This is a genomic window from Dictyoglomus sp. DH, assembly GCF_055181375.1.
Window position 1 is genome coordinate 1,240,217 of the sequence record NZ_CM143706.1, and the last position, 12,589, is coordinate 1,252,805.

At 32.2% G+C, this 12,589-nt stretch carries 11 protein-coding genes; all 11 read left to right on the forward strand.

The window, feature by feature from the left end; translation table 11 throughout:
* The first annotated feature begins 8 nt into the window (after window positions 1–8).
* Window positions 9–905 (forward strand): 4-hydroxy-tetrahydrodipicolinate synthase, encoded by an 897-nt coding sequence (gene dapA, locus ACY3JJ_RS06090; protein WP_463091243.1) that lies wholly within the window; start codon window positions 9–11, stop codon window positions 903–905.
* Complete coding sequence (locus ACY3JJ_RS06095) at window positions 895–2,538, forward strand: ribonuclease J (RefSeq protein ID WP_463091244.1); 1,644 nt, start codon at window positions 895–897, stop codon at window positions 2,536–2,538. The genes dapA and ACY3JJ_RS06095 overlap by 11 nt, the downstream gene beginning before the upstream one ends.
* Before the next feature lie 2 nt (window positions 2,539–2,540).
* Window positions 2,541–4,478: a DNA translocase FtsK gene (locus tag ACY3JJ_RS06100; protein ID WP_463091245.1), complete on the forward strand. Its 1,938-nt coding sequence runs from the start codon at window positions 2,541–2,543 to the stop codon at window positions 4,476–4,478.
* Between the two features lie 65 nt (window positions 4,479–4,543).
* Entirely contained in the window at window positions 4,544–5,554 is a 1,011-nt protein-coding gene (locus tag ACY3JJ_RS06105; RefSeq protein WP_463091246.1) for a BMP family lipoprotein, read from the forward strand.
* Window positions 5,555–5,617: 63 nt separating this feature from the next.
* Window positions 5,618–7,150 (forward strand): ABC transporter ATP-binding protein, encoded by a 1,533-nt coding sequence (locus ACY3JJ_RS06110; RefSeq protein WP_463091247.1) that lies wholly within the window; start codon window positions 5,618–5,620, stop codon window positions 7,148–7,150.
* Window positions 7,147–8,250, forward strand: coding sequence for an ABC transporter permease (locus ACY3JJ_RS06115; RefSeq protein ID WP_463091248.1), 1,104 nt, complete (start codon window positions 7,147–7,149; stop codon window positions 8,248–8,250). Before ACY3JJ_RS06110 ends, ACY3JJ_RS06115 begins: the two co-directional genes overlap by 4 nt.
* Complete coding sequence (locus tag ACY3JJ_RS06120; protein WP_463091249.1) at window positions 8,243–9,169, forward strand: ABC transporter permease; 927 nt, start codon at window positions 8,243–8,245, stop codon at window positions 9,167–9,169. Before ACY3JJ_RS06115 ends, ACY3JJ_RS06120 begins: the two co-directional genes overlap by 8 nt.
* Window positions 9,150–9,812, forward strand: a complete 663-nt coding sequence (locus ACY3JJ_RS06125) for a lysophospholipid acyltransferase family protein (RefSeq protein WP_463082071.1) — start codon at window positions 9,150–9,152, stop codon at window positions 9,810–9,812. The genes ACY3JJ_RS06120 and ACY3JJ_RS06125 overlap by 20 nt, the downstream gene beginning before the upstream one ends.
* Window positions 9,799–10,434, forward strand: a complete 636-nt coding sequence (locus ACY3JJ_RS06130; protein ID WP_463091250.1) for a lysophospholipid acyltransferase family protein — start codon at window positions 9,799–9,801, stop codon at window positions 10,432–10,434. The genes ACY3JJ_RS06125 and ACY3JJ_RS06130 overlap by 14 nt, the downstream gene beginning before the upstream one ends.
* Window positions 10,431–11,282 (forward strand): 4-hydroxy-3-methylbut-2-enyl diphosphate reductase, encoded by an 852-nt coding sequence (ispH, locus tag ACY3JJ_RS06135; RefSeq protein WP_463091251.1) that lies wholly within the window; start codon window positions 10,431–10,433, stop codon window positions 11,280–11,282. The genes ACY3JJ_RS06130 and ispH overlap by 4 nt, the downstream gene beginning before the upstream one ends.
* Before the next feature lie 23 nt (window positions 11,283–11,305).
* Window positions 11,306–12,586: a ribosome biogenesis GTPase Der gene (der, locus tag ACY3JJ_RS06140; protein ID WP_463092590.1), complete on the forward strand. Its 1,281-nt coding sequence runs from the start codon at window positions 11,306–11,308 to the stop codon at window positions 12,584–12,586.
* Window positions 12,587–12,589 lie beyond the last annotated feature (3 nt).

Consider the following 12,589-nt stretch of genomic DNA (forward strand, 5'->3'; position numbering starts at 1 on the left):
TAAAGCTTATGATTCATTTTGGTTCATTGATTACTGCTATGATAACACCTTTCGGTAACGATGATGAAATAAACTGGAAAGAAGTAGATAGAATAGTAGATAAGCTTTTAGAGGATGGCAGTGATAGCATTCTTGTATCTGGTACTACAGGCGAAGCTCCAACATTGTCTAAGAAGGAAAAATTAGAACTTTTTGCACGAATAAAAGAAAGAGTAGGAAACAAAGCTAAAGTAATTGCAGGAACAACTACTTATTGTACAAAAGAATCGATAGAACTTACAAAGGAAGCAGAAAAAATTGGGGTAGATGGTATTTTAGCTACTGCACCATATTATAATAGACCACCTCAAGATGGATTGTATTTACATTTTGCAAAAATAGCATCTGAAACCTCACTACCAATCATTGTTTATAATATCCCATCCAGAACAGCAGTTAATGTTCTTCCTGAAACATTAAAAAGATTAGCCAATGATTACTCTAATATTGTGGGTGTTAAGGAAGCAAGCGGTGATATGAATCAAATTTCTACTATAAGAAGAATTCTACCACACCCCTTCTTACTATATAGTGGAGATGACTCTATGACTTTACCTCTTTTAAGTGTGGGGGGAGATGGGGTGATAAGTGTAGCATCCCATATTATAGGAAAAGAAATAAAAGAAATGATAAATAGCTATTTTAAAGGTGATGTAAATAGAGCATCTGAATTACATCTGAAACTTTTACCTATATTTAGAGTTCTTTTTGTAACCACCAATCCTATACCTTTGAAAGAGGCATTAAATTTATTAGGGTATAATGTAGGTAAATGTAGACTTCCACTAAACCCTATAGATGCGAAAAGTAGAGCTGAGCTTATAAGAGTATTGAAAGAGTATGGATTTGAAGTAAATGAAGGATAATTTGAAGATTATACCTCTTGGAGGATTTGGAGAAATTGGGAAAAATATGTTGGCTATCCAATACCAGGATAGTATTTTGGTTGTAGATGCAGGGTTAATGTTTCCTGATGGTGACATGTTAGGTATTGATTTCATAATACCAGATATCTCGTATTTGGTCTCTAATAAAGAGAAAGTTAAAGCTATTTTTGTAACTCATGGACATGAAGATCACGTAGGAGCTTTACCATATATTTTAAAAGATATAAATGTGCCTATTTACGGAACTTCTTTGACCCTGGGACTTATAGAGAGAAAACTGGAAGAATTTGGGTATAAGGCAACCCTGAAGAGGATTGTACCTGGAGAGTCTATAGAAATATCACCCTTTATAATTGAAACTTTCAGGCAAACCCATAGTATACCAGATACTGTTGGACTTGCTATTAATACACCAGTAGGATTAGTAGTTATAAGTGGAGATTTTAAATTTGATCAGAATCCCATAGATGGTATAACTCCTGATTTTAAAAAGATGGCTGAACTTGCCGGAAGAGGTGTTCTTGCCCTTTTTTGTGATACTACAAATATTGAACAACCGGGTACAACTCCTTCTGAAAGTCTTGTTAAAAGCACTTTTGAAAATATATTTGCATCTACGAAAAGTAGGATTTTTCTTGTTACTTTTGCTTCTAACTTTCATAGAATACAACAAGCTATAAATATGGCTCATAAATTTGGTAGAAAAGTAGCTATTGCTGGTAAAAGCTTAATAAACAATATAGAAGTAGGGAAGAAATTAGGATACTTAGATATACCAGATAGTCTTATTATGAATATTAGAGAGGTAAATAATCTTCCTCCTGAAAAGGTGTTGGTACTTTCCACTGGAAGTCAAGGAGAAACTTATTCTGCATTATCACTTCTTACTAATCATTCCTATAAACAACTTTCTTTGCAACCTGGAGATACTGTTATTCTTGCTACAAAGCCTATACCAGGAAACGAAGTAATTGTGTATAGATTGGTAGATCAGCTTTTTAGAAAAGGGATTGAGGTAATATATGGAAAGGATGCAGGAGTACATGTATCAGGTCATGCTGCTCAGGAAGAGATAAAGCTTTTAATAAATATTCTAAAACCTAAATATCTTATACCCTATCATGGAGAGTATAGGCATTTAGTATTACTTAAAAAGTTAGGTAAAGATTTAGGTTTCTCTGAAGATAGAATAATTCTGATGGAAGATGGTGATGTTTTAGAATTAGATCAACAAACAGCTAAAATAGTTGATCATATAGAACTTTCTAATGTTTATGTGGATGGGTTAAGTGTGGGAGATGTTGGAAATATTGTTCTTAGAGAAAGAAGAGCATTAGCAGAAGATGGAGTATTAGTAATAGGTGTTTTATTAGATAGTGCTACTGGGTTAATTCTTGAAGGACCTGAGATAATATCTAAGGGTTTCATATTTATGAAGGAATCTGAAGAATTAATAGAAGAAGCTAAAGAGGTCGTTAGAGAATTATTTAAAAAGAAAATTAAAAATGGTAATGTAAGTAAGGAAGTATTAGTAAAGACCTATCTGGAAAACTTTTTTAATGAAGAAATAAGAAGAAAGCCTGTAATAATTCCTTTAGTATGGGAAATATAGTTATGGAGAAACATAGGCTTATAGGAATAATTATCTTCTCTATTGTTATATTTATCTTTATGGCTTGGTTATTCCCAGATGCAAGTGGGCGTTTAGGGAAAACTATAATAGACTTTTTAAGTTGGGTTTTTGGTATATACCTAATTCCTTTATTTCTCTATCTAATAAGTATTTCATTTCTGCTCATTAAAAAGGACTATCAACCAAATATTTTAAAGGCTTTATTGTTTTATTTTTTATCTTTATTGTTTTTAATTTCGATCTTGATAAATATTTTTAATCTTCAAGATCATGGTAAATTTATTGGAAAATTATCTTTTAGCATATATCAATATGTGGGAATAGGTGGATACATACTATTAACTTTGTTTTTTACCTTTTTAGGATTTCTCTTTTATCCATCCTTTGAAATTTTTAATAAAAAAAAGACTGTTTCAAAGGAAGAAAAGGTAGTAAAAAGAAAAAAAGAAGGAAAGATTGATAGGATACAAAATAGAGAGCAAGCCAAATTTATAAATACTTCTCAAAAACCTGTTACTAAAGAATTTTCTATCCCTCTAAACATTCTTTCCTATTCTACTCAAAAAAATGATGATGAAAACTACGAGAAAATGGCTCGCAATTTGGAGGAAACCCTTAAAAGCTTTAAAATAGAAGCTAAGGTTAAAGACTGGAATATTGGACCTTCTGTTGTGAGATATAATATATCTATACTTCCTGGAGTCAGAGTAAGTAGAATTTTGAGTCTTTCTAATGATTTAGCTTTAGCTCTTGCAGTACCAAGTGTAAGATTTGAGGCTCCAGTTCCCGGTGAATCAGTTATAGGAATTGAAATTCCAAGAAGCAAGCCAGTTAAAGTATATTTGAGGGAAATCTTAGAGAGTGATGTTTTTAAAAAATCTGTTCATCCATTAACTATAGCTCTTGGAAAGGATTTGATTGGAAATATAAAAGTTGGTAACCTTGCAGAAATGCTTCATCTTTTGATTGCTGGTACTACAGGTTCTGGTAAGAGTATGTTTATTAATTCTTTAATTTTAAGTCTCTTATACAAAAATCCCCCTGAAAATTTAAATCTCATTCTTATAGATCCAAAAAGAGTAGAATTATCAACGTATAATAAACTATTAGGTAAATATATGAGACATAAAGTTGTGGTTGAGCCTAAAAAAGCTGTTTATGCGTTAAGATGGGCAGTCTCAGAGATGGAAAGGAGATACGAGATATTTGAAAAATTGGAAGTAAGAAACATAGATGAATATAAAAATCTTTCTCAAATAGAAGAAAATTTACCCTATATAGTAGTTATTATAGATGAATTAAATGATCTTATGATGGCAGCTCCAAAGGAAATAGAGGATTTAATATGTAGAATAGCTCAAAAAGCAAGAGCTGCTGGTATGCATTTAGTGGTTGCTACTCAGAGACCCTCTACAGATGTAATAACAGGCCTTATAAAGGCTAACATTCCTTCTCGTATTGCTTTTGCGGTATCATCACAAATAGATTCAAGAATAATATTAGATGATGCAGGTGCTGAAAAACTTATAGGAAGAGGGGACATGCTATTTCATCCAATAACAAGCGGTCATCCTATAAGGCTCCAAGCACCTTATGTGGAAGACAAAGATATCAAAAATGTGGTATCATATATTGTAGAAAATTTTGGAAATTTAAATTATGATATTATTACCTTTGAAGAGAAAGAAGAGACAGAAGGAAAAGAGATTGAGGAATTTGGAGATCCACTTCTACCAAAAGTTATAGAACTTTTGAAGGGAAAAAAAGTAATTTCTACATCTTATATTCAAAGAAAATTTAGTATAGGTTATAATAGGGCAGCAAGAATATTAGATATATTAGAAGAAAAGGGTTATGTAGCATCACAAGGAGAGGGGAAACCAAGAAGAGTACTAAGGGGAGGTGATGACATCTCATAAGACAAAGATTTTAAAGGGGTTGTTTGTTTTAGAAAATTTTCTCAATGGAGGAGGTTTAAATTATTATGCGTAAATTTTTAATTGCCTTTTTAGTTCTTTCTCTTATCTTACTTTTTTCTATAGGATTTTCTGCAAAAACTATTAGAGTGGGTATAGTATATGATGTAGGTGGTAGAGGAGATAAATCTTTTAATGATGCTGCATATAATGGATTGCAAAGAGCGATTAGGGTACTTAAAGTGGAAGGAAAGGATTTAGAACCTGGTCCTGGAGGGGCGAATAGGGAAGAGCTATTAAGGACCCTTGCTGAACAAAACTATGACTTAGTTATTGGTGTAGGTTTTCTTTTCACTGATGCTATTACAGCAGTAGCTAAAGATTTTCCAAAAGTAAAGTTCGCCATTGTAGATGGAGTTATAGAGGGATTACCTAATGTTTCCTCTTTAGTATTTAATGAGCATGAAGGATCCTTTTTAGTAGGGGTTATCGCAGGTTTAATGACTAAGAGTAACGTTATTGGATTTGTAGGTGGAATGGATATTCCCTTAATACACAAGTTTGAAGTTGGGTATAAAGCTGGAGCATTATATGTTAATCCAAAAGTGAAGGTATTGATAAATTATATTGGTGTAACAGGAGATGCATTTAAAGATCCAGTTAAGGGTAAAGAATTAGCCTTAGCTCAATATAAACAAGGAGCTGATATAATTTATCATGCTTCTGGTGCATCTGGAGAGGGAGTATTTGAGGCAGCAAAAGAAACTAAGAAATATGCTATTGGAGTAGATTCTCCTCAATCTTGGATCATGCCAGATAGAATTATTACAAGCATGTTAAAGAGGGTAGATGTAGCAGTATATGAAACTATAAAAGATGTAAAGGAAGGAAAATTTAGACCTGGAATTAGAGTTTTTGGTGCAGCAAATGGTGGGGTTGATTATGAAAAAACAAAGCTTCTTCCATTAGGTGTAATATCAAAAGTTGAACAAGTTAAAAAAGATATAATATCAGGAAAAATCGTAGTTCCGTACGATGATAAGACTTTCGGAGAATTTAAAGCAAAATATCTAAAGTAGAAATATAATTTCCTACCCCCTCCCATTATGGGAGGGGGTTTATATAGGGAGGTAAGAAAATAAGTGGAAGAGATGATAAGATTAGAAGGAATAACCAAGGTTTTTCCAGGGGTTATTGCGAACGATAATGTATTCTTAACTATTTATAAAGGAAAAATTCATGCAATTGTTGGGGAAAACGGTGCTGGAAAATCTACTTTAATGAAGATAATATATGGTCTTTATAGACCAGATAAGGGTGAGATTTATATAAATGGGAAAAAGGTTAATATAAATTCTCCTAAAATTGCTATAAATTATGGTATAGGTATGGTGCATCAGCATTTTATGCTGATACCTCCTTTTACAGTTATTGAAAATATTATTTTAGGGGCAGAAGTAAAAAACGGTATATCTTTAAATTTAAAAAAAGCTGAAGAGACTCTAAATGATATTATTAATTCTCTTGGTTTTAAAATAGATTTGTATGAAAAGGTCGAAAACCTTTCTGTTGGTGAGGCCCAAAGGGTAGAAATTTTGAAACTTTTATACAGAAAGGCTGAAATATTAATTTTAGATGAACCTACAGCTGTGTTAGCTCCCCAAGAAGTAGAAGAGCTTTTCACTATTCTTAGAAAGCTTTCTTCTCAAGGGAAAACCATAATATTTATTTCTCATAAGTTGAATGAAGTTCTTGAGATATCTGATAGAGTAAGTGTAATGAGAAGAGGAAAATTAGTAAATACAGTAAATACTAAAGAAACAAATAAGTTTGAACTCGCTCAAATGATGGTAGGAAGAGAGGTTTTTCTAAAAGTTGATAAAATTAAGAGAGAAAGAGGAGGCGAAATATTTAGAGTTGAGGATATATGGGTAAGGGGAAGAAAGGGATTAGATGTAGTTAAAGGTGTATCTTTTAATATAAGAGAGGGAGAAATTTTGGGTATAGCAGGAGTTGAGGGAAATGGACAATCTGAGCTTGTAGAAGCTATAGTAGGGCTTTTACCTTTAAAAAGAGGAAAAATATTTTTTAAAAACAAGGACATAACTTTGGAAAAGATTAGACAAAGACGTCTTCTTTTTGGTCATATACCAGAGGATAGGCATAAAAGAGGATTAATCTTAGATTTCTCTGTAGCGGAGAATTGTATTTTAGGTCTTCACTATTTTAATAAATTTTCAAAGGGAATATTTATAGATTATTCAGAAGTGTATAAACATGCCAATGAAATTGTAGAGAAATATCAAGTAAAAACTCCTAACATAAAAATACCTATTAGGAATTTATCAGGTGGTAATCAACAAAAAATAGTTTTAGGAAGGGAATTAAGCTTTTTACCTGATCTTTTAATCGCAGCTCAACCAACTCGTGGTTTAGACATAGGAGCTACAGAATTTGTTCATCAACTTTTAGTAGATCTAAGAAATCAAGGAAAAGCTGTGCTTCTTGTTTCTGCGGATTTAGATGAAATTTTAAATTTAAGTGATAGAATTTTGGTAATGTATAATGGGGAAATAGTAGGATCTTTTAGTCAATCAGAAGTTGATGAAAAAGAATTAGGTTATTACATGACTGGAGTTAAGAGGCAGACTGAATTAAAGGAGGCATTAATTTGAAAAATCGGGAATTTATAGAAAACTTAATTCTTAGTATAATAAGTCCTTTAATATCAATATTTATAGCATTATTTTTTGGCGGGATTATTATTTATTTACTTGGACATAATCCATGGGAAACATATAGAGAAGTGATAAATTTTGCTCTTGGAAATCCAAATGGATGGGGTTATGTATTATTTAATACCACCTCTTTTATATTAGCTGGATTAGCAGTAGCTATTGGTTTTAAAGGAGGTCTTTTTAATATTGGTGCAGAAGGGCAAATTCTTGTAGGAGGATTAGTATCTGCTTTGGCAGGTCTTTATATAGCTCCGTTATTTCCACCCTTTCTACACTTACCCATTACTCTTGTTTTTTCTGCTTTAGGTGGGGCTATTTGGGCATTTGTTCCTGCCATATTAAAGGCAAGATTAGGGGTCCATGAAGTTATTAATACCATAATGATGAATTGGATAGGTTATGCTCTTACTAATTATTTAGTTGTTAATACTTTTAGAGAAAAAGGAGTTTTATATCCATTACCCCAAACTGATAAATTGCCTCCTTCAGCAGTTCTACCTAAGCTGTATTCAATTTTTCAAAAGATAGGTATTAATATACCAGAAAGTAACCCTGTAAATTATGCATTGGTAATTGCTACATTAATGGTTATAGTTACTTACTATTTATTATGGAAAACTAAATTAGGCTATGAGATAAGAGCTTTGGGGCTTAATATACATGCATCAGAGAATGCAGGTATAAATGTTAAAAATGTCATATTGGTAACTATGTTAATAAGTGGTGCTATAGCTGGACTTGCTAGTATAAACGATGTTTTAGGATATAGATACAGATATCTTGATAATTTTTCTCACGGACTTGGTTTTACTGGAATAGCAGTTGCTCTACTTGGGAAAAATCACCCTGTAGGCATAATATTTTCTGCACTTCTTTTTGGTGCATTAAATAGAATGGCTATTGGTATGGATGTTTTTACTCATATACCAAGAGAAATAATTTCAGTCCTACAAGCAGTCATAATATTAACTATTGTGGTAAGTAATGAAGTACTCATTCGCTTTCTGAAAAAAAGGAGGAAAGTTATATATGCTTGAAACAATTTTTGCCTGGGAAACCATAACTTCTGCTATAAGAATGGCAACTCCACTTGCTTATGCATCCTTAGGGGGAGTTTTTTCGGAAAGAAGTGGAGTAGTGAATATAGCTTTAGAAGGTATTATGTTATTTGGAGCATTTTTTGCTGCAGTTGGAACATATTTTTTTAAAAATCCTTTAATTGGATTATTATTCTCTATAATTGCTGGTTCAATTGTTGCATTTATTCATGCAGTGGTATCGATTAAGTTTAGAGTAAATCAGATAGTAAGTGGTACAGCATTAAACATGTTAGCTGTTGGAGGTACCACTTTTTTGTCAAGGCTGATATTTAAAGCTGCAGGATCTTCTCCCCACATTGAGGGTTTTGTACATATAGATATTCCAGTTATTTCTAAAATCCCTGGTATAGGGTTAATTTTTAGAGATCTTTCTCCACTAATCATCCTTATGATTGTTCTTGTCTTTTTGTCCCAATATATACTGTATAGAACAGTCTTTGGTTTAAGAATAAGGGCAGTAGGTGAAAACCCACAGGCAGCAGATACATTGGGAGTAAATGTTTATAAATACAGATATATAGGTGTGCTTATAAGTGGAATTTTAGGGGGTATAGGAGGTGCCTTTCTTTCCTTAGAACATGCGAGGGTTTTTGTCGAGAATATGACCGGGGGAAGGGGTTTTATAGCTCTTGCTGCTATGATATTTGGTAATTGGAATCCTATAGGTTCCTTAGGTGCATGTTTACTTTTCGGTCTGGCTGAAGCTCTAAGAATGAGACTAGAAGGTGTAGGTATTCCAACGCAATTTATACAAATGATACCTTATGTTCTTACTATGTTAGTTTTAGCAGGAGCTGTAGGAAAATCTACTCCTCCTTCGGCAGATGGAGTACCCTATGAAAAAGAGGAGATATAGGGAAAAGTTTCAAATATTTGTTTATAAAAGTATTGCAGTTGTTCTTAGAAGATTACTAAAATGGTTTTATAATTTGAAAGTGTATGGTATTGAAAATATACCATTAGAAGGGCCTGTCATTATTGCTCCTAATCATAGGAGTAGTCTCGATGTTTTGGTTATAGCTACGACCCTGCCAAGACCTATTAAGGCTTTGGGTAAAATAGAACGATTCGAATATCCCATATTTGGTAGATTTGCTAGATATTTGGGAGGAATTCCAGTTAAAAGAGAAAATATTGATTTGTCTGCTGTAAAGGATGGTTTAGAAGCTATAAGAGAAGGTGAAGTATTATTAATATTTCCAGAAGGCACGCGTTTAAGAAGAGATAATGGAGATGTTAAAATCAAAAGAGGAATTGGTTATTTTGCAGCGAAGACTAAGGCTCCTGTTATTCCTACAGCTATAATTGGAGCTGATAATATATGGCCTCCTGAGAAAAAATTTCCTCATTTATCTGGCAAAATAAAAGTAATATACTCAGAACCATTAGTTTATGAGGGTGAACATGATAGAAAGAAAGAGGAAGAATTTACGAATAAAGTGATGGAAATAATAAATCAAATTTTAATGGAAGCAAGGATAGAAAATGAAAAGGATTAAGAAGGAAATTTCCTATTTTTTCTATAAAATAATTATTTATATTGTAAGATTTCTATTAAAAATTTTATGGGGCTATAAAGTTGAAGGAAAAGAAAAGATTCCTAAAGGTTCTTTCATTGTGGTTGCTAACCATGTCAGTTTATTGGATCCTATTGTTATAGGTGCTGCCTTTGATAAGAGACTTTTTTATCTTGCTAAAAAAGAGCTTTTCAAATCAAAGATTTTCAACCCTTTTCTAAGATGGCTTGGAGCTATAGATGTAGATAGACGAGATTTTAGGTTTGAAACATGGAAAAAGATTAAAAGACTTATAAAAGGAAATGAAATAATTGTAATTTTTCCTGAGGGAACAAGAAATGAACATCCTGAGAAAGGACTTCTTGAGATAAAGGATGGAGCTTCTACTCTTGCAATTACTCATGGTCTTCCAATACTTCCGATTGGAATTAAGGGTACTGAAAAGATCTGGAGAAAAAGAAAAGTAATTCCTCAATTAGGAGGAAATATTACTATAAAAATAGGAGGACCAATTTTTGTTATAAAAAGTAATAAACCTACTAAAGAAGAGATAAAAGATCTTAATGATAAGATTAAAGAAAGTATTACGGAGCTTTTAAAATGAAGGTATATTTGGTAACACCTTATGGATGGTGTTCAGGTGTTAAGAAATCTATTAGTTTAGCGGAAAAGATTTTACAAACAAAAGGTGAAGTATATACATTAGGTGCATTAGTGCATAATCCAAAAGTGATAGAAGATTTAGAAAGAAAAGGAATAAAAATTTGGAATAATAAGTCAATTCCAGAGGGAAAAAAGCTTATTGTAAGAGCTCATGGTTTGCCCTATAAGGAGGTAGAAAAATATAAAGAGTATGGTAATGAAATTTATGACGCAACGTGTCCCTTGGTTAAGAAGGTACAAAAATTAGCTGAATTTTTAAAAAAAAATGGTTATAAAGTATTAATTGTTGGTGAGAAAAAACATCCAGAAGTGATTGGTATAATGAGTTATGCTGAAGAAAAAGGCATAGTAATTGAAAATATTAATGATGCTATAATGGTAGAGTCATTTCCTAAAATAGGTATAGTTATTCAGACGACTCAAAGTTGGGAAGAGGTGGAAGAGATTATAAAGTTAATACTAACTAAAGGGAAGGAAATTAGGATTTTCAATACCATATGTCCTGAAGTTGAGAAAAGGCAGGAAAAGGCAAAGATATTATCAGAAATGGTAGAATTAGTGTTAGTTCTTGGAGGAAGAAATAGTGCTAATACGAGAAGATTGTATAATATTTTAGTTAAAAGTGTGCCTACTTATCATATAGAAAACTTAGAAGAAATTGATATGGAATGGTTTGATAATAAACAAAGAATTGGTATTATAACAGGCACATCTACACCAGATGCTTTTGTAGAGGAGGTTTTAAAATTATTAGAAACCCATCATCCCTTAGAGATACATTTGGTATAGAAGTAGGAATCCCTGTAGTAAGTATTGTAGGAAGGCCTAATGTAGGAAAATCTGTGCTCTTTAATAGAATTGCAGGAGAGGAAAAAGCTATAGTTGCTGATGAGCCTGGAGTTACTAGGGATCCTTTAGTGCACCTTTGCAAATATGAAGGTAAGTTTTTTTATCTTATAGATTCAGCAGGATATGGATTAAATGATGATTTAAGTGAACTTGTTAAAGAAAAAATATATGAAGTGATTGAAATAAGTGATCTTATACTATTTGTGGTAGATGGAAGGTCAGAGCTTACTTCTCTTGATTTTGAATTTGCTGAGATTCTTAGGAAATCTGGAAAAAAGATAATTTTAGTAGTAAATAAAATGGAAGGAAGAATTGATTCTGAAATTTATCTTTCTCCTTTTACTGTGTTGGGTTTAGGTGAACCTTTCCCTATCTCTGCTATTCATAAACAAAATCTTACCGAGCTTATTGAGAAAATATTATCCCTTATTCCAAATGTAGAAGTAGGAAAAGAAGAACAGTTAATAAAATTTGCTTTTGTAGGTAGACCAAATAGCGGTAAATCTTCCTTAGTAAATACCTTGATAGGTAAATATAGAAATATTGTTAGTGAAATTCCTGGAACTACCAGAGATACAGTGGATATAATATGGGAATTTAATGGAAAGAAATACATGATTCTTGATACTCCAGGATTAAGAAGGCCCTCAAGAATTGAAGAAGAGCTCGAAGAATTATCAGTAAGGAAAGCATTAAATACTATAAAAAGATTGGATGTAGCTATAATGGTTGTTGACCTTTCGATAGGAATTAGAGATCAAGAGAAAAGAATTTTGCATTATATTGAAGATAAGGGAAAATCATGTTTAATTGTTTTTAATAAAACAGATTTATTTCCCTCTTTGAAAGTAAGAAGAGAGTTTGAAAAAATAGTTCCAAGTTTACTTTCTCCTTTCGATTATTTTCCCTTTATATTTACATCTGCCCTTACTGGATATAATGTAAAAAAGATTATTCCTTGGGTAGACAAATTGTATGGACTAAGTCATATGAGAATTCCTACATCTCAAATTAATACGGCAATTCAAGAAGCTTTAAGTAGAGTTTCCTTCTCAAAAAAGGGTAAAAGCTTGAAAATTTATTACGCCACACAGGTTGAAACTTCTCCTCCAAGAATAGTCTTCTTCGTAAATGAACCAGAAATCATGAATAAGAATGTTCAAAAATATTTTGAAAAGTATATTAGAAATTACTTTTCTTGGACAGGTACTCCTATAAAAATAGAAGTAAGAAAGAGGGAGTAAAAG